The 21,242-nt window shown below is 72.1% G+C and carries 17 protein-coding genes and 1 pseudogene; 13 read left to right on the plus strand and 5 right to left on the minus strand.

Going from position 1 to position 21,242, the window contains the following annotated elements; all coding sequences use genetic code 11:
• Window positions 1-21: 21 nt before the first annotated feature.
• Window positions 22-360, minus strand: a pseudogene (locus LZ005_RS09175) (reverse transcriptase-like protein); the annotation flags it as partial.
• Between the two features lie 78 nt (window positions 361-438).
• Here LZ005_RS09175 and LZ005_RS09180 point away from each other — a divergent pair.
• The 13 genes from LZ005_RS09180 to LZ005_RS09240 all read left to right on the plus strand — a co-directional run bounded on the left by LZ005_RS09180 (window position 439) and on the right by LZ005_RS09240 (window position 16,084).
• Complete coding sequence (locus LZ005_RS09180) at window positions 439-3,432, plus strand: penicillin-binding transpeptidase domain-containing protein (protein WP_237806920.1); 2,994 nt, start codon at window positions 439-441, stop codon at window positions 3,430-3,432.
• A 65-nt stretch (window positions 3,433-3,497) separates the two neighbouring features.
• Window positions 3,498-4,772 carry a hypothetical protein gene (locus LZ005_RS09185; RefSeq protein WP_237806922.1) on the plus strand — a complete coding sequence of 425 codons (1,275 nt, stop codon included), beginning with the start codon at window positions 3,498-3,500 and terminating at the stop codon, window positions 4,770-4,772.
• Entirely contained in the window at window positions 4,756-5,319 is a 564-nt protein-coding gene (locus LZ005_RS09190; protein WP_237806925.1) for a hypothetical protein, read from the plus strand. The genes LZ005_RS09185 and LZ005_RS09190 overlap by 17 nt, the downstream gene beginning before the upstream one ends.
• 10 nt (window positions 5,320-5,329) lie before the next feature.
• Entirely contained in the window at window positions 5,330-6,337 is a 1,008-nt protein-coding gene (locus LZ005_RS09195; RefSeq protein ID WP_237806927.1) for a hypothetical protein, read from the plus strand.
• Entirely contained in the window at window positions 6,334-7,317 is a 984-nt protein-coding gene (locus tag LZ005_RS09200) for a hypothetical protein (protein WP_237806929.1), read from the plus strand. Before LZ005_RS09195 ends, LZ005_RS09200 begins: the two co-directional genes overlap by 4 nt.
• 34 nt (window positions 7,318-7,351) lie before the next feature.
• On the plus strand, window positions 7,352-9,031 hold the full coding sequence (locus tag LZ005_RS09205; RefSeq protein WP_237806931.1) for a hypothetical protein: 1,680 nt from the start codon (window positions 7,352-7,354) through the stop codon (window positions 9,029-9,031).
• 6 nt (window positions 9,032-9,037) lie between these two features.
• The gene (locus LZ005_RS09210; protein ID WP_237806933.1) at window positions 9,038-11,146 is read left to right on the plus strand and encodes a bifunctional serine/threonine-protein kinase/formylglycine-generating enzyme family protein; all 2,109 of its coding nucleotides are present in this window, start codon (window positions 9,038-9,040) and stop codon (window positions 11,144-11,146) included.
• 36 nt (window positions 11,147-11,182) lie between these two features.
• Window positions 11,183-11,584, plus strand: coding sequence for an OsmC family protein (locus LZ005_RS09215; RefSeq protein ID WP_237806935.1), 402 nt, complete (start codon window positions 11,183-11,185; stop codon window positions 11,582-11,584).
• Window positions 11,581-12,456 carry a pirin family protein gene (locus LZ005_RS09220; protein ID WP_237806937.1) on the plus strand — a complete coding sequence of 292 codons (876 nt, stop codon included), beginning with the start codon at window positions 11,581-11,583 and terminating at the stop codon, window positions 12,454-12,456. Before LZ005_RS09215 ends, LZ005_RS09220 begins: the two co-directional genes overlap by 4 nt.
• 119 nt (window positions 12,457-12,575) lie before the next feature.
• Window positions 12,576-13,766, plus strand: a complete 1,191-nt coding sequence (locus LZ005_RS09225) for a porin (protein ID WP_237806939.1) — start codon at window positions 12,576-12,578, stop codon at window positions 13,764-13,766.
• A gap of 10 nt (window positions 13,767-13,776) precedes the next feature.
• Window positions 13,777-14,190 (plus strand): hypothetical protein, encoded by a 414-nt coding sequence (locus tag LZ005_RS09230; RefSeq protein WP_237806941.1) that lies wholly within the window; start codon window positions 13,777-13,779, stop codon window positions 14,188-14,190.
• Between the two features lie 271 nt (window positions 14,191-14,461).
• Complete coding sequence (locus LZ005_RS09235) at window positions 14,462-15,658, plus strand: hypothetical protein (protein WP_237806943.1); 1,197 nt, start codon at window positions 14,462-14,464, stop codon at window positions 15,656-15,658.
• A gap of 33 nt (window positions 15,659-15,691) precedes the next feature.
• The gene (locus tag LZ005_RS09240) at window positions 15,692-16,084 is read left to right on the plus strand and encodes a hypothetical protein (RefSeq protein ID WP_373889317.1); all 393 of its coding nucleotides are present in this window, start codon (window positions 15,692-15,694) and stop codon (window positions 16,082-16,084) included.
• A 5-nt stretch (window positions 16,085-16,089) separates the two neighbouring features.
• Here the strand turns inward: LZ005_RS09240 and LZ005_RS09245 are convergent, their stop codons facing one another.
• The 4 genes from LZ005_RS09245 to LZ005_RS09260 form a co-directional block, all read right to left on the minus strand.
• Window positions 16,090-16,848, minus strand: coding sequence for a hypothetical protein (locus tag LZ005_RS09245; RefSeq protein ID WP_237806947.1), 759 nt, complete (start codon window positions 16,846-16,848; stop codon window positions 16,090-16,092).
• A gap of 384 nt (window positions 16,849-17,232) precedes the next feature.
• Window positions 17,233-18,726, minus strand: coding sequence for a flagellin (locus tag LZ005_RS09250; RefSeq protein ID WP_237806949.1), 1,494 nt, complete (start codon window positions 18,724-18,726; stop codon window positions 17,233-17,235).
• A gap of 52 nt (window positions 18,727-18,778) precedes the next feature.
• Window positions 18,779-20,269: an FHA domain-containing protein gene (locus LZ005_RS09255; protein ID WP_237806951.1), complete on the minus strand. Its 1,491-nt coding sequence runs from the start codon at window positions 20,267-20,269 to the stop codon at window positions 18,779-18,781.
• A 58-nt stretch (window positions 20,270-20,327) separates the two neighbouring features.
• Entirely contained in the window at window positions 20,328-21,239 is a 912-nt protein-coding gene (locus tag LZ005_RS09260; RefSeq protein ID WP_237806953.1) for a PP2C family serine/threonine-protein phosphatase, read from the minus strand.
• Window positions 21,240-21,242 lie beyond the last annotated feature (3 nt).

Below are 21,242 nucleotides of genomic sequence, written 5' to 3' on the forward strand. Positions count from 1 at the left end.
GCGCGGCACCCAGCGCAGCGTGGCCGGCTGCAGCTGCGCGAGCAGGGCGCGCGCCTGCTTGCGGTAGTCGTGCAGCACTGCGGCGGCAGCGCCATCGCTGCCGTTGACATCATCGATCACCACCTTGCTGTCGCCCTCGACCAGCAGATCGTGCGCGCCGTGCTCGCGCGCCGCCGTCAGCACGGCCAGCAGGGCGCGGTATTCGGCCTCGCTGCTGTCGCCGACGCCGGCCTCGCGCGAGATCTCGACGCGTTCGCCGGCGGGGCCGAGCAGCACGGCGCCAATGGTGCAGCGGCCGGGATTGGGCGTGGCCGAACCATCGAACCAGGCGCGCCAGGCGGGTGGGGCAGAAGCCTTCATGAGCGGGGGCGGAAAGTGGGAAAGGCATAAGCATACCTGAGCGGGCGTTTTTTCCGCCGCCCCCGGCTAGGGGCGGGCATGAAGACCACGCTCACTGACTGGCTGCGCCAACGGCGCCGCCGGCGCCATCTGCGCCAGGCGCGGCCGGCGCACCGCCTGCCGGCCTGGACCGCGCTGCTGCTGCTGATCGCGGGCGGGGCCTGGCTGCTGGCCGGGCACGCCCAGCGGCTCGGGCAGGCGGCGCAGACGGTCAGCCCGAGCGCGCCGGCCGTGCAGGCCCTGGCGGCCGTGCTGCCCGGTGCGCGCCTGCATCTGGACCCGGACGCGCCCTTCGAGGTGCAGCGCGTGGGCGCCGCCACCCTGCTCAGCGTGGCCGGGATGCAGAGCGAAGCGGCGCAGCGTTTCAGCCTGTGCCAGCCGCTGCAGATCGTGCCGCAGGCGTCGGCCACCCTGGGCCGCAGCGGGCAGGTGGTGGTCAGCGCCGATCCGGCCCTGCCGCCGCTGCGCCTGGCGCGCGCCGGCGGCGCACTGCACCTAAACGGACTGACGGCGGCGCTGCGCCTGGTCGGCGATGGCGCCGGCCCCGAAGTGCGCCGCCATGGCTGGCTGCTGGGACCGGGCACGGCGGCCTTGGCCATCGATGTCGACGACAGCGGCGCCTGCGGCAGCGTGCAGCTGCGCGCGTGGCGCCCGGCGGCCGGCGCGCGTGCACTGCGGGTGGTGGCGTTTGGCGCCGATGGCGCGCACGCCGAGGTGCAGTTGGCGCGCGGCGACTACGCGCTGGCGGGGGCCGCGGCGCCGAGCGAGGATGCACGCCTGTTCACGGCGCTGCAGGCGCGCGGCCTGCTGCGCCTGGAGGCGGACGGCCTGATCGCGCTGGCCCCGCGCGAGCTGGCCGTGTGGCGCGCGCTGCCGCCAGCGCAGCGCAGCCCCGGGCCGGAACGCTGGGACGCGGTGGTGCTGGACGAGACCGCGCGCGGCCTGCTGCGCCGTTTGTACAGCGAGGCCGACGGCGCCTTTGTGCTGGCCCAGGTGGCGCGCTTCAACAGCGAGCGGCGCTGGCTGGGCTGGCGCGTCGCGCGCAGCAGCCTGGCCCTGCTGGCCGAGGCCCTGCCGGCGCCGGCCCTGCCCGATGCGGCCGCGCGCCTGCTGCTGCCCGCGGCCGGCGACTGGGAGGCCTGGCGCAGCGCCGAAGGCCCGATCGAACTGCGGCTGGCGGCGCCGGCGGCGGCCGGCAGCACGCTGGCGCTGACGCTGGCCGGGCGCCTGCAGTCGCTGCAGGGCGCGCGGGTGCTGGAGGCCAGCCCCGCCTGTCTGGGGCCGGCCTGCACGGCGCCCGACCAGATTCAGACCCTGCGCCTGGCGCTGGAGCCGGGCAGCCGCAGCGTGCAGATCAGCGCCGCGCCACTCGACATCAGCGGCCTGGCCGCCAGCGGCGAGCAGGCCTACCGCCATCTGCGCGTGAGCGCCGGCCAGCTGGTCTGGCACAGCGCGGCCGGCGGCGCCCCGGCCGTGGCGGGCGCACCCTGGCAGGGCCGGATTGTCGACCGCGCGCAGACCCCGCTGTGGCAGGGCGGCCAACTGAGCGCGGCGGCGCGCGCGGCGGGTCTGGGGCCGCTGCTCGGTGTCGACGCGCGCCAGCGGCATGGCCTGGCCGGGATGCTGGGGCGGCTGGCGGCGGCCCCGCGCGAGGCGGCGCTGACGCTCGACCTGCTGTGGCAGGCGCGCGCCCAGGCCATCATCGACTGCATCGGCCTGGCCGAAGGGCGCTGGGATGGCCAGGCCTGCCAGGGCGGGCAGGCGGCCATGCCGGGGCGCAGCGCGGCGGCCGTGGTGCTGGACGCCGACAGCGGCGAGATTCTGGTGGCGGCCCAGGGCGGGGCGGCGGCGCCGCTGGCCGACTGGCAGGCGCTCGAGGCCTTCGAGCGCAGCCGCCCGGGCGCCAGCCCGCTGCGCCAGGCCGGCTGGCAGCACGATGGCGGGGCCGAACACAGCCCCGGCTCGAGCTTCAAGCTGGTCAGCGCGCTGGGGCTGGAACTGGCGGCCCAGCGCCAGGGCGAGATCGAGGCCCTGCTGGGCGGGCAGCCGCTGGCCACGCTGGACCGGCTGGCGGCCGCGCGCGGCTTCGGCTTTCGCAGCGCGGCGCCCAGCTATCCGGCCAGCGGCAGCGGCGCGCGCATCACCAATTACCGCGAGGCGGCGCCGATGGCCAAGGCGGTCGATGGCCGTTTCGGCCTGGCCGAGGCGCTCAGCTTCAGCCTGAATACCTGGTTCGCCTGGACCACCGAACTGTCCGACGCCAGCCTCGGCGGGCAGGGCGAGGGCGGCCAGCCGGGCCTGCAGGCGCTGTCCAGCACGGGCCTGGACAGCCTGCGTCCGTGGCAGGCGATGGCGCACCGGGTCGGCTTCGGGCGCGCCTGGCGTCTCGATGGCGGCCTGCTGCCGGCCGATTTCGCCTGGTCGCGCTGGGACGCGCTGCAGGCCACGGCCGGCGGCTTCGATCCGGTGCGGGCGCGCCACGAGATCCGCCAGCAGGCGATCGGCCTGCGCATGCAGGCCACCCCGCTCGATCTGGCGCTGGTGGCGGCGGCGATCGGCAGCGGGCGCGCGGTCACGCCACGCCTGCTGGCGGCGCTCGACGGCCGCGCCGCCAGCGCTGCGCCGGCCAGCGCGCTCGGGGTGCGCCTCGACCGGATCCGCCAGGGCATGCAGGGCGTGGTCCAGCGCGGGACGGCGGCGGCGGCCTTCGCCGGACCCGCGCTGGCCGCCCTGCGCCCGTATGTGTATGGGAAGACGGGCACGGCGCCGGTGCCGGTGCGGCTCGACGGGCGCGTGCGCGAGGACCTGGCCACGGTCTGGTTCAGCGGCTATCTGGCGCCCGATCCGGCGGCCGGACGCGCGCGCCGGCTGGCGTTCGCGGTGGCGATCAGCCGCTCGGCCAGCAGCGGCGGCGCGCACGCGGCCCCGCTGGCGGCCGCACTGCTGCTGGCCGCGCCCGGGCAGAACCCGGAACAGAAGGGGAAATTGGCCTCTGATGGCGGGACGGGCGCGGTGCGCGAGCGGCGATCATGACGGGGCGCGCAGCACAGACACCGCATGGGGCGGCGTCACGGCGCGCCAGCATGCAGGTGGATCGAATGCGTTTGCCGGGAACCCGGTATCAGGAGCCAGGCTGGGAGCAGGTGCGCAAGCTGCTCGGCCAGTGCTCGCTGCAGGTGCTGCCGCTGATCGACGTGGGCGATCCGCTGACGGCGCTGGACGAGTACGTGGAAGCGATGGCGGCCGTGCTGGCCGCCCAGGCGGGCAGCGCGCGCGCCCAGGCCGTCGCCAACCAGTACGGCGACAGCGTGCTGGCCCTGGCCCAGGCGCTGGTGCTGGAGCTGCGCGCCCGTCCGGCCGACTGGGACAGTTGCTGCCGCGCGCTGCTGCAATCCGGCCAGGCCGGCGAGGCGGCGCTGCGCAAGCAGTTCAACGACCTGTATGCGGTCCTGCGCGACAAGGTCGATGCGGAGAATTACCAGGTCGCCTGCGGGCGGCCGTGCAGTCCGAACAAGATGTACACCTACCGCATGCTGGACCGGCTGCGCGGCGAGGTGGCGGCGCTGCTGGCCGGCTGGCCGGCGCGGCGCGAGGAGGTGGCCGCGGTGCTGGGGATGGAGGCCGCGGTGCTGCCGCTGGCGGCGCGCCAGGGCCACATCACGGCCGAATGGCTGATCGCCTGGAGCGCCACGCGCGAACGCTTCACCGGCGCGCCCGGTCCGCTGCACACGCGCTCGAAGCGCTTTGCCAGCCTGCGCAACCAGCCGGCCACGATTGCGGCCATGCTGGAGGAGATCGCCGAGCATGGGGCGCTGACGGCCAGCAGCGCGGCCGGCTGGGCCCAGGATGCGGCCGACCATGGGGCCTGGCTGGTCGACCTGTGGCGCGTGCTGGACGAATCGGAAGCGGCCGAGGCGGCCGGGCGGGTGCTGCCCGACTGTCTGCTGGCGGCGCCCGACGACAGCCTGTTCGCGCCGCCCGAGCCGGAGCCGGACCTGGACGCCGATGTGCCGCCGGCGCCGCTGGAGCTGACGGCGGCGCAGCGCGCCACGGCCGTGCGCCTGGCGCTGCCGGCCGACTACCTGGCGCGCGCGGCGGCGGCCGAGCAGGGCGCCAGCTGGGTGGTGAAAGTGTTGTCAGATGTGCCAATCCCCGTGAAATTGGCCGTCTACCTGAAGATTTTCGGCCCTCGTGACGATACCTATCCTGACGAGTGGCTGGATCCCGCGACCGGCGCGCTGCCTACCCTGCAGCAGCTGGCGGAACTGGCGGACCTGTCGCTGCCGACTTTGCGCAAACGGCGCGAGGCAGCGATCGCAAGCCTGCAAGCGGCCCCTCGGCCAAAAGGAGAAGTACGTGGATGTCATCAGTAATAACGAACGCAATCTGATCGCCGAAGCGCTGGTCATGCGGCGCCGCGAGGGCGACCGCCTGATGCTGTCGGACGCGGTCATGCTGGGCGCACTGGACGGATCGCGGCCGTTCACGCCGGCCGAGCGGGCGGCCCTGGCCGACTCGCCGCTGACGCTGCGCCGGTTTTCCCATCTGGCGCGCGAACGGCGCGCGCGGCCGGCGGCGAATGACCTGGCCTGGTCGACCAGCCAGGGCCTGCTGCGCGCGGCCGATGCCGGCGAGGCGCCGCTGCTGCGCACCGACGACGGCCACTGGCAGCTGAGCTTTTTCGCCGAGGGCGGCAACTGGCAGGTGCTGCTCAAGCTGTCGGCCAAGGCGCCGTTCGCGGCGGCGCTGCTGGCGGCCGAACCGATGCTGAATGTGCGCGACGGCGCCGGCACCCTGCTGCTGCAGGGACGCCTCGACGCCGATGGCGAATTCGAAGCGGCCTGGCCGCTGGCGGCCGATCCGGGCCTGCATCTGCAGCAGCACGGCGGCATCTTCTCGGTCAGCCCCGTGCGCGACTGAGCGGCCGACCATGCTCGGGCTGTCCCGCCTGCTCGGCCGAGCGCCCGCGCCGGCCACGCTCGGCCAGTGCACGGTGGCGCTGCGGCTGGCGCGCTGCCAGCTGCGCGCGCCGCTGGGCGCGGTGCTGATCGGCGCGCGCGGCCAGACGCGCCGCCTCGGTCCTGGCGGACTGGCGCGCGCCGGCTGCGGCGAGCAGCTGTATGTGTTCCATCCGGGTCCCTACCAAGCCGAGATCGTGCCGTATGCGGCCGCGCCCGAACTGGGCCTGCGCCTGCAGCTGGCGGTCGACAGCGCCGACCCGCGCCAGCACCAGCAGCGCTTCGATCTGCTGCTGGCCAGCGAGGCCGGCGCGGCCCTGAGCCTGGCCGAACTGCAGGGGCGGATCGAAGCGGCCGTGCGCGCCGCGCTGGCCGACGGCCAGCTGGCCTTGCCGGCCTGCGCCACGCTGGCCGAATGGCAGCAGTTCCGGCGCGGCCTCGACCAGCTGATCTACATCCGCTTCGGCCTGACCCTGGACGAATGCCTGCCGTGCGACCTGGGCGCACGGGTCGACTACGCGGCCACGCTGGCGGCACGGGTGCCGGCCAGCGCGCCCGCGCCGGCTGCCGCGCCCGCAGCGGCGGCCGCACCGGACGTGGCCGACGCCTGCGCGCTGCGCCGCCTGTTCCTTGAATTGCCGGCCCTGTGCAGCGGGGTGCGCGCCACCGCCGCCGGCGGCGAGCGCGTGCGCTTTCAGCAGCAGCAGGCCGTGCTGCGCCGGCTCGAAGCCGTGCTGGCCGCCGTCGAAAGCATGCCGGCGGTGGCCCTGGCGGCGCCGGGCCAGGCGCTGGCGCCCGAACGCCAGGCGGCGCGCGCGGCCCATAGCGGCGCCGCGGTGGCCGCCCTGGACGCGGCCTGGGCCTGGCTGGCCCAATTGCAGCTGGCCCCGGCGCTGCAGCTGGCGACCCTGTTCCAGGATGGCGACCGCATCCTGGCGCGCCTCGAAACCCATTGCGCCGCCCGGCGCGCGCCCGCATGAACGGGCCGGCCAGCGCCGTGTGCCAGACCGTGCTGGCCGACGGCCGCCTCGCGCACGTGCAGGCGACGCGGCGCGCGCGCGCCGGACGGGCCGACGTCAAGGCCAGCGTGGCCGGCCAGCCCGGCCTGGCCGAGCGCCTGCAGCAGGTGGTGCGGCTGGCGCGCCACAGCGAGGCCCAGCTCGAGCTCGCGCACCAGGTGCAGCTGTCGATCGACCCGGCCCCGGCCGCGCACGATCGCGACTGGGAGCTGGCCGCCGTGCTGGCCGACCGCATGGTGCGCGGCCTGTATCCGAGCGCGACGACGCCGCTGGCGCAGGGCTGGTCCACGGCCTGGGCGCGCGCCCGTATCGAGGGCCATGACCTGGCCATCGGCGGCGCGCTGCTCGGCGGCCAGCTGGGCCACCTGGGCGCGCTGAACGGCGCGCCCGACCCCGGCCTGGCCGTGGCCAGCGCGCGCGCCTGGTTTCCGCTGCACAGCGGCGGGGTGCACGACAGCCTGGCCTGGGTCGAGGTCAGCGTGCGCCCGCTGGCCGGCGGCGGCGAGGACGGCGCGCTGCTGGTGGCCGGACTCGATCTGGCCGCCCAGGACGCGGTGCGCGAGACGCTGCTGGCGGCGCGCCATTTCGACGGCTGCGCGCCGGGGCGCTGGCGCAGCGCCGTGCAGTTTTCCGAGACCCGCTTCAGCGGGCGTTCCTACGAACTGGCGCTGGTGCTGGCCGACCGCCTGGCGCGCGGGCGCGAGTTCCCGCCGCGCGGACGCCTGATCGCCAGCGGCTGTTCGCAGGCCTGGCATACGGGCCGGGTCGACACGGTGCAGGCGAGCGGGCCGAAATGCGCCTTGATCGCGCGCTGCGCCGAAGCCGGCGACCGCGTGCTGCTGCCGCTCGACTGGCAGCCCGAAGCCGAGACCAGCCTGGGGCCGGCGCTGCGCGCGCGCGGCGCCAGTCTGGCCTGTATCAGCCATATCGGCCTGCTGTAGCGGCCCTGTTAGAATTTGTGCCAAGGAGAGTCAGATGGCCAGCCCCGTTTCCCCCATTCCCGCGCGCGCCGCGCCCGTTCTCGACGGCGGGCGCTGGTGGCCCGGTCCGCAGGACCTGGCGGCCAGCTTCCGCGTGGCCGCGCTGCCCGGGCAGTTCAACAAGACCCTGAATCTGCCGAGCGGGATGCGCGCCTGGATCCTGCACGAGGGCGCGGCCAGCGAGGTCGGCCCCGGCGAGCACGAGATCGAAGGCTTTTTCGCGCGCCTCAATCATCTGCTGCGCGACGGCGGCGGCAGCGTGCTGGTGGCGCGCAGCACGGCGCTGGCGGTACCGTTCGAATTCGATGACCTGCGCAGCTGCGAGGGCCTGGTGCTGCGCGCCGCCCTGCAGCTGCAGCTGAAGGTGGCCGAGGTGGCCCTGTTTGCGCGCCACTTCATGGCCGAAGCCGGGGTGATCGGTGTGGCCCAGCTGCAGGCGCTGCTGGGCGCGCCCGTGCGCCAGCTGGCCCTGGAATTCCTGGCCAGCCAGTCGCTGCGCGAGATGGCCCAGAACGGCGCGCTGCGCGCCCAGTTCGAAGAGCGCATCCTGAGCGGCATGGCGCAGCGCCTGGCCGAATTCGGGCTGGCCGTGGGCGCCGTCGACACCTTCGAAATCCGCCACGACCAGGGGCCCGACGCGCGCCTGTATCTGGTGGTCGATCAGGCGGCGCGCCGCATCGAACACGCGCGCCAGCTCGACGCCCTGTACGACGCCGACGCCTGGCGCCGCCTCGAGAAGGAAGAAAAGCGCCTGCGCGCCGGCCTGCGCCACACCGAGCAGCAGCTCGAACACGGCGAGCGGGTGCAGGCGCTGCGTCTGCGCACGGTCGACTTGTACGGACGCGTGGCCGAGGCGCGCCAGCGCGAGCAGGCGATCCGCGCCGGCGCCGCCAGCGCCGTGGCCGAACTCGAACAGGCGCTGGGGGAGAAGGCGGCCGGCCAGCTGCGCGAGCGCGAGCGCTGGGAGCATCTGCGCCAGCTGGCGCGCGTGCGCCAGCAGACCGAGCTCGCGCTGGCGCGCCAGTCGGGCCTGCTCAGCCTGGCGCGCGCCAAGCAGGACCTGGCCCAGCGCCTGCAGCAGCTGCAGCTCGATTTCCGCCTGGCCGAGGCCGAGCGCCTGGAGGACGCGGCCGCCCAGCGCGCGCTGCGCCAGACACTGCACGCCCAGCAACTGGCGGCGGCCGAACATGCGGCCGCGCTGGCGGCCCAGCAGCAGCGCGCCGAGCAGGCGCTGGCCGCGCTGGCGCAGCAGGCGCGCGCGGCCGAGGCCGAGCGTCTGCTGGCCTGGCAGGCCACGCTCGAAGGCGGGCGCCTGCGCGCGCTCGAACGCGACGAGGCCCTGGCCGCGCTGGAAGCGGAGGCGCTGCGCCAGCAGGTCAGCGCGCGCATCGACGATCTGAACCGGGCCGGGCGCACGCGCGAGGCCGAGAGCCAGCAGGCCAAGCTGCAGCGCACCCTGGCGCTCGAGCAGCAGATGCTCGAGCAGCAGCGCGCCATCGAACGGGCGCGCTGGCAGGACGGGCAGGACACGCGCCTGGCCGAGCAGGCGCACGCGCGCGCCATGGCCGAACTCGAGATTGCGCGCATCGAGACGCTCGGCCAGATCGCGGCCGAACGCCTGACGGCCCTGGGCCAGCTCGGGGTGGCGCCGCTGCGCAAGCCGGACCCGGTGTAAGCGCACATGAGCACAAGCACCCGCGACAAGCTGCGCGCCCTGCATGCCCTGCATGCGGACGGCCTGCTCGACGCGGCCGAATTCGAACGCCGCCAGCAAGCCTTGCTGGACGCCGAATACGCGCCCTCGCAGCTGGCCGCGGCCGGCCCGCGCGCCGGCACCGACATCGGCCTGATGGCCGGCATGGAGATCGGCCCCGAGAGCCGGCGCTACCGGCTCGAACGCCAGCTGGCCGTGGGCGGCATGGCCCAGGTGTGGGCGGCGCTCGACCTGGCCACCCTGGCCCAGCTGGGGCGCAGCGAACTGGTGGCGCTGAAGATCCTGGAACCGCAGTGGACCCACAGCCCGGCGCTGGCGCGCCTGCTGGTGGAGGAGGCGACCCAGGCGCGCCGCCTCGCGCACGAGCACATCGTGCGCGTCTACGACTGGGCCCAGGACCCGGCCACCTCGAGCTATTTCCTGATCATGGAATACCTGGACGGCGAGGATCTGGCCAGCCTGCTGGCGCGCGAGGGGCCGCTGCCGCTGGCGCGCGCGCTGGCGCTGCTGCAGCCGGTGGCCGAGGCGCTCGACTATGCGTGGGAGCGCCAGCAGCTCGTGCACCGCGACCTGAAGCCGGCCAATCTGTTCATCACGCGCGCCGGCCAGGTCAAGCTGCTCGACTTCGGGATCGCGGCGCCGGCGCGTTCGGCCACGGCCGGCCAGGCCGGCACGGCCGGCTACCGCGCGCCCGAGACGGTCGGCGGGCGCAGCCTGCCGGCCCAGCGCGTGCAGGACGTGTATGGGGCGGCCGCGCTGCTGCACGTGATGCTGACGGCGCGCCTGCCGCAGGCGGGCGACCCGGCCCCGCCCGGCCTCAACGCGCGCCAGTGGGCGGTGCTGCAGACGGCACTGGCGGCGGCGCCGGCCCAGCGCCCGCCGAGCGTGTCGACGCTGCTGGCCGAACTGGCGCGCACGGGCGGGCCAAGCGCCGACCAACTGGCGGCCCAGCATGCGGCGGCGCGCGCGGCCGAGGAGGAGCGCGCGCGCGCGGCGGCGGCGGCCGCCGCCCAGGCGACGGCGACGGCCCAGGCGGCGGCGCGCGCCCGTCAGCAGCAGGAGCAGGCGGCCGCGCGGGCGGCCCAGGCCGAGGCCAAGGCGGCGGCGGCGGCGCGCAAGGAAGCGCTGCGGCGCCAGCTGGCGGAGCGGCGCGCGCTGGCCCTGGCGCAGGCGCGCGCGGCCCAGGAAGCGCAGGCGCGCCAACAGCTGCAGGCCAAGGCGGCCGCCGCCTACCGCGCCGAGCAGGAGCGCGCGCGCCAGGCCCTGGCCGAGCGCAGCGCGGCCGAACTGGCGGCCCAGCTGCCGGCCCCGAGCAGCCCGACGGCCGATGCGGCCGGCGTGCTGCGCGACCTGTTTCAGGACGGCAGCGGGCACGGGCCGGAGCTGGTCCTGATTCCGACCGGGCGCTTTCAGATGGGCTCGCACTACTACGAGCGCGAGCTGGCCGCGGCGGCCGGGAGCGACAGCGCGCTGCTGGCGCGCGAGACGCCGCCGCACTGGGTCGGGGTGCAGCAGGCGCTGGCCCTGGGCCGCTATCCGGTCACGCGGGCCGAGTGGGACCGCTTCGCGCGCGAGCAGGGCCAGGCGCCCGTGGGCGGACCGGGGCGCCTGCCCGTGACCGGGGTCAGCTGGGCGGGCGCGCAGGCCTACTGCCGCTGGCTCAGCGCCCAGACCGGCCAGCACTACCGGCTGCCGAGCGAGGCCGAATGGGAATATGCGTGCCGCGCCGGCAGCAAGCAGGCCTACAGCTGGGGCGAGACGATCACGCCGGCCCAGGCCTGCTATGCGGCGGCGGCGCCGGTCGCGGTCGGCCAGTACGGGCCGAATGCCTGGGGCCTGTTCGACATGCACGGCAATGTGTGGGAATGGGTGCAGGATCCGCTGCACGCTGACTACAGCGGCGCCCCGCTCGAGGCCAGCGTGTGGGAGCAGGGCGGCGACGCCCGCCAGCGCGTGCTGCGCGGCGGCTCCTGGCGCAGCGCCGCGCCCGCATTGCGCAGCGCCAGCCGGGCGGCGGCGGCGGATGACACGCTGGCGGTCGACATCGGCTTTCGGGTCGCGCGCAGCCTCGGATGAAAGCGTGTAGAGTTGAGCTTTCGTCAAGGAGAACCCATGCGCATCCACATCAGCCGCGACCTGGCCCACCCGCTGCGCCACACGATCGCGATCGGGCCGCACACGCTGGCGGCCGACGTCAGCGTGGACGAGGGCGGCGAGGACAGCGCGCCGTCGCCGCATGATCTGTACGATGCCGCGCTGGGCGCCTGCAAGGCCCTGACGGTGGCCTGGTATGCGCGCCGCAAGGGCATCCCGGTCGAGCAGATTGAAGTCTGGGTCGAGCGCGACGCCAGCCAGGAGCGGGCCGGCCTGTACAAGCTGGCCACCACCCTGAGCCTGGGCGGGGCGCTGAGCGACATGCAGCGCCAGGCGCTGCTGGCGGCGGCGCAGAAATGCCCGGTGCACAAGCTGATGAGCAGCGTGCGCACCGAGATCAGCACGGAGCTGGCGCCATGACGCAGATTCTGCCGGCCCACAGCAAGGACCTCGGCGGCGGCTTCCTGGTGCGCCGCCTGCTGCCGGCCGCGCAGCGCCAGGCGGTCGGTCCGTTCATCTTTTTCGACCATTTCGGCCCGCTCGCGGTGGCACCCGAGGCCAACCACGACGTGCGCCCCCATCCGCATATCGGCCTGGCCACGGTCACCTATCTGTTCGAGGGCGCGATCGAGCACCGCGACAGCGTCGGCAGCGTGCAGCTGATCGAGCCGGGTGCGATCAACTGGATGCATGCGGGACGCGGGATCGTGCATTCCGAGCGCACCCCGGCCGCGCTGCGCGGCCAGGCGCGGCGCAGCCACGGCCTGCAGCTGTGGTGCGCGCTGCCGCGCGCCGAGGAAGACAGCGCGCCCTGGTTCGCGCACACGCCGGCGCGCGCGATTCCCGAATGGCGCGCCGACGGGGCGCGCGTGCGCGTGCTGGTCGGGGCCGCGTTCGGGCTGCGCTCGCCCGTGCGCTGCAGCCACCCGACCCTGTACCTGGACATCGCGCTGGCGCCCGGAGCCGGGCTGGTGCTCGAGGACTTGCCGGCCGAGGCGGCCGTGTATCCGGTGGCGGGCGACGTCGGCTGCGACGGCGAGGCGCTGGCGCCGGCCCAGATGCTGGTGCTCGACAGCGGCGCGCCGCATGTGCTGACCAGCGATGCGGGCGGGCGCTGCGTGCTGATCGGCGGGGCCCCGCTCGACGGGCCGCGCTACCTGTACTGGAATTTCGTGGCCAGCGAACGGGCCCGCCTGCGCCAGGCGGCCGAGGACTGGGAGGCCCAGCGCTTCCCGCCCGTGCCCGGCGAAACCGAGTGGATTCCCTTGCCCGAGCAGCGTCCGCGCGACTAGGGCAAATTGCATCCATGCAAGAAGTGTGGTTTTTTTGCCTCTGTCCCAAAGGACGATGGCCGTATTGATCTCCGCTGTTGATAATGGTGCTTACCACAACAACAGAAAAGGGGAGCACCATGCAGAAAACCACTTGCGCACTGGCCGTCCTGATGGCACTGGCCAGTGTCGGCGCGGCCGCCCAGGAAGTGGGCAGCGTCACCGTGTCCGGCTTCGGCACGGCGGCCCTGACCTGGAGCGACACCGACCAGGCCGAATTCGCGCGTCCGAACCAGCTCAACGGGGTGAAGAAAGACGCGCGCAGCGGCGTCGATTCGAACCTCGGGGTGCAGGCCACCTTCATTGCCGCGCCCAGCATTTCCTTCACCGGCCAGGTCATCGGCCGCAAGTATGCGACCGATACCTATGGCGCCGAGCTGGCCTGGGCGTTCGCCAAATACCGGATCAACGAGGCCGTCAGCGTGCGTCTGGGCCGGGTCGGCGCGCCGGTCTACATGATTTCCGACTTCCGCAATGTCGGCTATGCGAACACGATGATCCGTCCCTCGGTCGAAGTGTACCGCCAGGTCAATATGGACAGCCTCGATGGCGCCGACCTGATCTGGCAGACGGGCGTCGGCGAGGGCAGCCTCAGCAGCCAGATCGGCCTGGGCAGCAGCTCGGTGCCGAATGCCGGCGGCTCGACCGTCAAATACCACCGCGTCTACTTCCTGAATCTGGTCTACGAAAACGGCCCCTACACGCTGCGTTTCGGGCGCGCCCAGGGCAATCTGTCGCAGATTAATGTGCCGGCCGTCGACAGCCTGAAGGGGGCCCTGCGCGCCAGCGGTTTCGGCAGCGTGGCCGATCGCATGAGCCTCAACCACGTGGACGGCAGTTTCACTTCGGTCGGCGCGATTGCCGATTACGGCCAATGGTTCGCCCAGGGCGAGTACGCGCGCCGGCGCGTGCAGACCCTGGCCGCGCCCGACACCAGCTCCTGGTATGTGCTGGGCGGCTACCGGCTCGGCAAGTTCACGCCGTATCTGCACCATGGCAAGGTCACCCAGGATTCGCCGCGCAGCATCAGCGGCATGCCGAGCAGCGGCCCGGCGGCGGCCCTGACGGCCGGCGTCAACAGCGTGATCCGCGTGGCGCAGCAGTCGACCACCAGCCTCGGCCTGCGTTGGGACTTCTACAAGTCGGCCGCGCTCAAGGTCCAGGTCGACCATATCAGCCCGAACGACGGCGCCGGCGCCTTCCTCAAGCCGGCCGCGGGCTTCACCGGACCGGCCAAGGTGTACGCGGTCGGCGTCGATTACGTGTTCTAAGGAGGCAGCCATGGCACGCACATTCAAGGCTCTGGTGGCCGCGGCCGCCCTGCTGGCGGTCGGCGGTCTGGCGACGGCCGGTGAAATCGCCGTGATCGTCAGCCCGAAGAACCCGGCCACGCGCATGTTCACCGAACAGGCGGCCCAGTTCTTCCTCGGTAAATCGACGTTGTTCACGCCGGTCGAATACACGGACGGCACGGCCGTGAAGAACGAGTTCTACCAAAAGGTGCTGAACAAGGACACGGCCCAGGTGAAGGCGATCTGGTCGAAGCTGGTGTTCACCGGCAAAGGCGCGGCGCCGAAGGAATACGGCAGCGCGGCCGAGGTCAAGCGGGCGGTCGCGGCCGATCCGCAGGCGATCGGCTACATCGACAAGTCGGCCATCGACGACAGCGTCAAAGTCATTCTGGTGGTGCAGTAAGCGCGCTGGCACGGCGCCGGCCCCGGCTGGCGCCGTTGCTCGCACGCGACGTTTTTCCCCCTTCCATTGACCGCCCGCGGGCGCGGTTCGATAATGACAATGCTTTCTCCTCTGCAATAAGCATTGTCATTACAATTAGAACCGAGAGAGCCGCGCGCCCGCCACATGCCCCGGCGCGCCCGAGCGCCTGCCGCCCCCACAGCCCGTGCGGACCTGCTCACCGGCAGCGCGGAGCCCCTCCGCGTCCTCCATCCCAAGGGAATCGAAGCATATGAAACTCAGCACCAGCACGATGCTCGTCGCATCGGCTCTGGCCCTGCTCGCCAGCAGCGCCCACGCCGAAGACGGCAATAACATCACCATCAGCGGGTTTGGCACCGCGGCCCTGACCCGGACCGACAACGACCAGGCCGAATTTGCCCGTTACAACCAGGCCGCGGGCGTGAAGACCCAGGCGCGCACGGGCGTCGACTCGAATTTCGGCATCCAGGCCACCTACAAGCTGAACGACAGCGTGTCCTTCACCGGCCAGGGCCTGGTGCGCAAGTTCGCCACCGACCAGTACACGGGCGACCTGACCTGGGCCTTTGTGCGGGTCAAGGCCAATGCCGACTTCAGCTTCCGCGTCGGCCGCATCGGCACGCCGCTGTACATGGTGTCGGACTTCCTCGATGTCGGCTACGCCAACACGATGATCCGCCCCTCGCCCGAGGTGTACCGCCAGGTGCCGAACAATAGCTTCAACGGCGCCGACCTGATTTACCAGCACGCGTATGGCGACACCAATCTGACCGCCCAGGTCGGCGGCGGCAATGTGCGCGTCGAAGTGCCGGGCAACGAGTACTACACCTTCCGTCCGGTCAAATTCGTGAATCTGGTGGCCGAGCACGGCGCCTACACGCTGCGCTTCGGTTACGCGAGCGCGCCGGTGTCGGCCCGCAACGCGACTTCGGCCGAGACCCTGGTCAAGACCCTGCGCGGCCTCGGCCTGAACAGCGTGGCCGACCAGCTCGGCCTGACCGACGTGCACGGCAGCTTCAGCTCGCTGGGCCTGACGGCCGACTACGGCAGCGTGTTCATCCAGTCCGAACTGGCCAAGCGCCGCACCGATTCGCGCCTGGTGCAGAACACCACGTCCTGGTATGCGCTGATCGGCTACCGCTATGGCAAGTTCACGCCCTACTACTACCACGGCAATGTCGAGCAGGATTCGATCCGCAGCTTCGCCAGCCTGCCGACGACGGGCCCGCTGGCGCCGCTGACGGCGGCCACGAATGCCGCCATCAAGTCCGGCCTGCAGAGCACCAATTCGCTCGGCCTGCGCTGGGACTTCTACAAGTCGGCCGCGTTCAAGGTGCAGATGGACCGGATCAGCCCGCGTGACGGCGCCGGCGGCTTCGTGAATGCGACGCCGGCCTTCAAGGGCAGCGTGAATGTGTACGCCGCCGGTATCGATTTCGTGTTCTAAGGAGAGGCCATCATGCAAAGCAAACTGCGTCAGATGTGTGTCGCAGCCGGCCTCGTGCTGGCTTGCGTCCAGGCCACGGCCGGTGAAATCGCCGTGATCGTGAATCCGAAGAACCCCGCCACGCGTATGTTCTCCGAGCAGGCGGCCCAGTTCTTCCTGGGTAAATCGACCCTGTTCACGCCGGTGGAATACACCGATGGGACGGCCATCAAGAACGACTTCTACCAGAAGGTGCTGAACAAGGACACCGCCCAGGTGAAGGCGATCTGGTCGAAGCTGGTGTTCACCGGCAAAGGCGCGGCGCCCAAGGAGTATGGCAGCGCGGCCGAGGTGAAGAAGGCCGTCGCCCACGATCCGCAGGCGATTGGCTATATCGATAAAGCGGCCGTGGATGACAGTGTCAAGGTCATCCTGACCGTGCAGTAAGCCCGCTAGTACAGCTGGTTGGGCCAGGTACTGCGCCGGAACTGGCGCCGGCCGCTCTGCGCCAGCGGCGTGGACGGCGGCTGGCGCCGCTCCGGCATGCCGGGCCGGCCCGGAATATAGGGCAGGCCGGGCCGCGGTTTACTGCGGCGTAGGTCTGGCTGGCTGTCGTGCAGCAGGTCGTCGCGGCGCAGGAAGTGGTGGCGCCGCACGGCCGCCTGCGCGTCTTCGTAGGCGTGGTAGCGCGCGTGTTCGGCCCGTTGCTCGGCACTGGCCGGCGGTGTGGCGGCGGCCGCTTGCACGCCAGCCGCTTCGGCGGCGCTGGGCGCGCGCTCGGGCGCGGGCGCATGCGGCAGCGCGCGGCGCGGATCGTGGCGCAGCAGGCGGCGCCGCACATCGGCCAGGTGCCAGCGCCCATCTCCCGGGCAGCGCAGCCAGACTTCCTTCCAGGCGTTGCGCACACAGCCCATGGCGGCCAGCACGAACTGGCGCGGCGAGACCGAGCGCCCGGCATACATGATTTTGTCGCCCTGGACGCAGGCCACGTGGTATTTGTCGAACACGCGCAGGCGTAACTGCGTGCCCTCCGGCAGGAACAGACTTTTCCATTGATAGCCGTGCAGGGTGTCGCCCTGCAGGTCGAGCCAGGCGCGGATGGCCAGCTCCACCACGTCTTCGAGCGGGCGCGGGTCGCCCGTGCGTTCAAGATAACGGGCCAGCACCGCGAGGGTGTGGTCACTTAATGCCAGGGTCTTTAGATCAAACATGCTCGCTGCTCCTGCGGGTGGTCCGATACAGATTAGACTGCGCGGGCAGGCGGAAGTTCGGGCTCGGCGGCGGGCAAAACGAGCAGGTTTGGTTCAAAGGCGGCCAAAGTAGGGAATGGGGTCGGCGCAGCTGGCGGGCTCGGCCGCGAGGTCCGGGGCCGAAAAGTGTGCGCGCAGGACACGCGGGCCGGCAGGCCGGCGCGCGCAGGGCGAGATCGCAAAACGAGCAGCTTTGGTGCCAAGGACCGGGTGCGGAAGGGCGGCCCGGCTGCGCCGGCCTCAGGCAGGCGCGGCACAATGCCGGTCGGACCGGCGCCCGCACAGGCGGCCGAGCAAGCGGCGTGCGGCTGCCGCTGGCGCGATGCCGCGCGGCGCCGCTTCAGATCAGTAAGGTTGCAGCAGGGTCAGGACGTTGTCGGCCACTTGATTCGCTTGGACCAGGATGGCATTGGCCGCCTGTTGCAGGATCTGCTTGCGTGTCAGTTCAGTCGACTCGTGGGCGTAGTCGGTGTCCTGGATCCGGCCGCGCGCGTCCTGCACCTGGGTCGAGGTGGTTTGCAGATTGTAGATCGTCGAGTTGAAGCGGTTCTGCAGGGCGCCCATCGAGGCCATGCCATTGTTCACCGAGGTGATGGCCGCATCGAGTGTGGCAATCGCCTTGTTGGCGCCGGCCACCGTGCTGATATCCATCTGCGACAGGGCATTGAGCGTGCTGCCCACCTGGCTCGCCGTCAGCAGGCTGGTGCCATTGCTGGTGCTCATCGCAAAGCCGGCGTGGGAATTGAAATTGACTTTGCCGCCGACCACCACCGCATCGCCGCCGCCGCCGGTGGCGGCCAGGTTGACGCTGGTGCCGGCATCGTAGCCGCGGATGGTGGCGCCGGTCAGGCCTTCGCCAACGTCGTTCAGATTGCCGATCTTGATGTCTTCGCCGAACTGGTTGCTCAGCTTGAGATTGCCCTGCAGGTCGGCCACGGCCGTCACATTGGTGGTGCCGCTGCGCGCGTTGATGGCATTGGCCAGGGCCGACAGGTCGTTCGTGTAATTGATGGTGGCGGCGATGGTCACGGCCACGGAATTGCTGCCGAATAGCTGCAGGCGCACCTGGCCCTGGGATACGTTGCTGATCGTGACTTCGGTGCGCGCCTCGGCCTCGACGCCGACCTGGGAACTGAGGGCATTCACGGCCGCCGCCACCTGCTTGGCCGACGTGCCGGCGGCGAGGGTGCCGGTGGTGGCGTTCACGCCGTAGCCGCTGATGATGATGGCCTGCTGCTGGAAGCCGTTGCCGGTGCTGTAGTTGAGCGAGGAGGCCTGGGCCACGGCGCTCGAGATGCCGCTGCCGCTCTGGCTGTCGACCGTGTAGTTGCCCAGGTCGGCCGCGCGCGCGCTGGCGATGTTGATGCTGATCGTCTGGCCGATGTCGGCGCCGATCTGGTAGGTCATATTGGTCAGCGAGCCATCGATCAGCTTGTGGCCGTTGAATTCGGAGTTGCGCACTTCCTGGTCGATCGAGCCGGTCAGCTCGACGACCTCGCCCTGCAGCTGTTTGCGGTCAAAGGTCGAATTCGAGCTGTTGGCGCTCTGCACGGCCAGCTGGCGCATGCGCTGCAGCAGGCCTTCGATCGTGCCCAGATGGGACTCGGCGGTCTGGGTCATCGAGATGGCGTCGTTGGCGGCCACCACGGCCTGGCTCAGTCCATTGACCTGGGACGACATGCGGCTGGCGATGGCCATCCCGGCTGAATCGTCTTTGGCCGAGTTAATGCGCAGCCCCGTCGATACGCGCTGTAGCGACTGGTTGCTGTTTTGCTCGGCAATGTAGGCCTGGCGCTGGACGTACAGCGAGGCCAGGTTGGTATTGATCCCGATAGTCACGGCTATCCCCGTTGGTGTGAACTCCCTCACCTGGGGTAACGGCAGGCCGCCGTCAAATCTTAGCGGTTTGGAATGACGCGGTGGAAACTTTGAACGGCGAGAGGCCGATGTCCTGCGGGGCGCCGCCCTGATGGCGCAGTTCCGGATAGGGGTCAAGGCTGAGGCGGGTCAGGCGCGGCACCTGGGCCAGACGCTCGGACACGGGGCCGGCCGTCAGCGCGGTTTCCTGGCCGCTGGCCGGGTCGACGTGCCAGAAGCCGCCGTCGTGGTGGCACAGCAGCGGCATCACGCTGGCCTCGGGCAGGGTGGCCCAGCTGCGCAGGCCGGGGCCGGGCGCGGTCTCGGGCGCCAGCACGTAGAAGCATTCGGCATGGGCGCCCTGGTCGACCCGGTGCAGCAGCACGGCATGCGGCAGCAGGGCGCTGACACTGAGTTCGAGCACGCCGCGGATACTGGCCGTCAGGCCGATGCGCATGCCCAGGCGCAGCGCCACCGGCTGGTGCTTGCGTGCGGCGACGCCGTCGATCAGCAGGCCGAAACGCGAAATGTCTTCGATCTCGAAACCGTGGCGTCCGCGCCGCAGAATCGCATGGCGCGCCGAAATGCGCCGCGTCAGACCGTCGGCGCGGGCGCCGTCGGCGTCGTGGTGGCAGAGCAGCAGGTCGGCTTCGGGCGCGTGCGCCTCGAAGCGGCCCAGCACGCACTCGTCGAGGGCGAACAGGCGCACATGGCGTTGCACCAGGGATTCGGGCGCGGCATTGACCAGGCAGGCGCGCGCGGCCGGGGCCGGGTGCTGGCGCAGCGCGGCCGTCAGCGCCACTTCGATCAGGTCTTCATCCCAGGCCAGGGTGGCCACGGCGTGGTCGATCTTGCCGCCGCTGGCAGCGTCGAGGTCGAGGTGGGCGATGCCGGCATTGGTGGCGCGCACGTCGATGTCGAGCGGGCCGGCGCCGCTGCGCGCCTGCACCCGCGCCACCGAGGCGTCGTCGGCCGTCACGCGCACATTCTTGTGGGTCGACAGGAAGGCGCGCTGGATGTCGAGCAGCGAGGCGTCGGCGCGCGGCACCAGCAGCAGCAGGGTGCCGACCCAGCGCCGCAGCAGCTGGGCGCCGGCGTACAGGGTCAGCTCGGCTTCGATCCGGTATTGGCCGTGCTCGCGCTGGCGCGAGGAGAATTCCAGGTAGTGCGGGCGCCAGCTGCCGTCCAGGGCCGGCGCCAGGCAGTGCTGCTGGGCGCCGTGCGGCAGCAGGGCCGATTGCAACTGCAGGCGCAGCTGCTGGCCGGGCGCCGCCGCCACTCCGCGCACATCGAGGCGCAGCACCTGGCGGCCGCCGGCCGCGCGCGGGTCGTAGCCGCTCACATGCAGCTGGGCCGGGACGAGCGCCGCCGCGTCCGCAGGCGGACGGCTGGCGCGCAGGCCGCGCAGCAGCTCGAAACTGGTCGGTGTCGAGCCGGGCTGGGCGTGGCCGCTGGCGCAGTGCGTGTCCCCGGGCGCCACCCACTGCGTGCAGTGGGGGTGGTCCGGGTGGCGGCAATGGTTCATGGGGCGAGGGCCGTTAAGGTCTGTCTAGCTTAGCGATTTTCGTGTCCAAGAGCAATGATTATGGCCGCAGGCGCAAGATGATCGCGGTCAGATTATCCGATTGCAGGCCCGGCGGCGGCTGGCTGTGCAGGGCGCTGAACAGACGCTCGACCGCCGGCCCCGGGGCGCCCGCCAGCAGGGCCGGCCACTGAGCCACCCAGGCGGCCGGATCGGCGCAGGCCCAGCAGCCGTCGCTGGCCAGCACATAGCTGGTGGCCGGCGCCAGCGCCAGCGCGCGCCGGTCGGCCAGGGCGGCCAGGTAGTCGGGCAGGTTCAGCGGGGTGAGCGGATACAGGCCGTCGGCCAGGTGCTGCGGCTGGCGCAGCGCATTGCCGAGGATGAAGGCCTGGGAAATCTGGGCGCGGTGCTCGCCATGCACCTGCTGCCACCAGCCGGCCGCGTCGAGCAGTCCGGCCAGCGCATAGCTGGTGGCCGGCACATGGTCGACCGTCAGCGGCTGCGCGCCGGCGCCGGTGAGCGCGTACAGACGCGAGTCGCCCACGTGGTAGAGCAGGGCGGGGCCGCCGGGCGGCAGTTCGAGCAGGGTCAGGGTGGTGCCCGGACGACGGCCGGGACTGTCGGCGAAATGGGCCTGCAACTGCTGGTGCAGGGTGTCGAGCGCGTGATTGAGGCTGGCCTGGTTCGACGCGGCGGGCAGGCTGAGCAGGCCGGCGACGACGGCCTCGCTGACTTCGCGCCCCTGGCCGTGGCCGCCCATCCCGTCGAGCACGGCCACGCGCACATGGCCGGCCGGCCAGTGCGCCAGCTGGTGGCGCGCGACCTGCTGGCCGCGCAGGAATTCGGCCTGGCCGCGGGTGTCGATAAGCAGGTAGTTGTCCTGGTTTTCGGCGCGCGCAGGGGCCGGCCCCACGCTGCTGCGTGCGGCTACCTCGTAGGGACCGAAGTCCAGCGGCGGCGCCAGTATCCTCATTCC

The organism is Massilia sp. TS11, from assembly GCF_022012445.1.
GTDB lineage: Bacteria > Pseudomonadota > Gammaproteobacteria > Burkholderiales > Burkholderiaceae_D > Telluria.

Excerpts from the sequence above, each read along its gene's own strand:
- LZ005_RS09220 (WP_237806937.1), top strand. The coding sequence starts at position 11,581 with ATGACGCAGATTCTGCCGGCCCACAGCAAGGACCTCGGCGGCGGCTTC.
- LZ005_RS09200 (WP_237806929.1), top strand. The coding sequence starts at position 6,334 with ATGAACGGGCCGGCCAGCGCCGTGTGCCAGACCGTGCTGGCCGACGGC.
- LZ005_RS09185 (WP_237806922.1), top strand. The coding sequence starts at position 3,498 with ATGCGTTTGCCGGGAACCCGGTATCAGGAGCCAGGCTGGGAGCAGGTG.
- LZ005_RS09230 (WP_237806941.1), top strand. The coding sequence starts at position 13,777 with ATGGCACGCACATTCAAGGCTCTGGTGGCCGCGGCCGCCCTGCTGGCG.
- LZ005_RS09240 (WP_373889317.1), top strand. The coding sequence starts at position 15,692 with ATGTGTGTCGCAGCCGGCCTCGTGCTGGCTTGCGTCCAGGCCACGGCC.
- LZ005_RS09260 (WP_237806953.1), bottom strand. The coding sequence starts at position 21,239 with ATGAGGATACTGGCGCCGCCGCTGGACTTCGGTCCCTACGAGGTAGCC.
- LZ005_RS09180 (WP_237806920.1), top strand. The coding sequence starts at position 439 with ATGAAGACCACGCTCACTGACTGGCTGCGCCAACGGCGCCGCCGGCGC.
- LZ005_RS09205 (WP_237806931.1), top strand. The coding sequence starts at position 7,352 with ATGGCCAGCCCCGTTTCCCCCATTCCCGCGCGCGCCGCGCCCGTTCTC.
- LZ005_RS09215 (WP_237806935.1), top strand. The coding sequence starts at position 11,183 with ATGCGCATCCACATCAGCCGCGACCTGGCCCACCCGCTGCGCCACACG.
- LZ005_RS09245 (WP_237806947.1), bottom strand. The coding sequence starts at position 16,848 with ATGTTTGATCTAAAGACCCTGGCATTAAGTGACCACACCCTCGCGGTG.
- LZ005_RS09255 (WP_237806951.1), bottom strand. The coding sequence starts at position 20,269 with ATGAACCATTGCCGCCACCCGGACCACCCCCACTGCACGCAGTGGGTG.
- LZ005_RS09235 (WP_237806943.1), top strand. The coding sequence starts at position 14,462 with ATGAAACTCAGCACCAGCACGATGCTCGTCGCATCGGCTCTGGCCCTG.
- LZ005_RS09225 (WP_237806939.1), top strand. The coding sequence starts at position 12,576 with ATGCAGAAAACCACTTGCGCACTGGCCGTCCTGATGGCACTGGCCAGT.
- LZ005_RS09195 (WP_237806927.1), top strand. The coding sequence starts at position 5,330 with ATGCTCGGGCTGTCCCGCCTGCTCGGCCGAGCGCCCGCGCCGGCCACG.
- LZ005_RS09210 (WP_237806933.1), top strand. The coding sequence starts at position 9,038 with ATGAGCACAAGCACCCGCGACAAGCTGCGCGCCCTGCATGCCCTGCAT.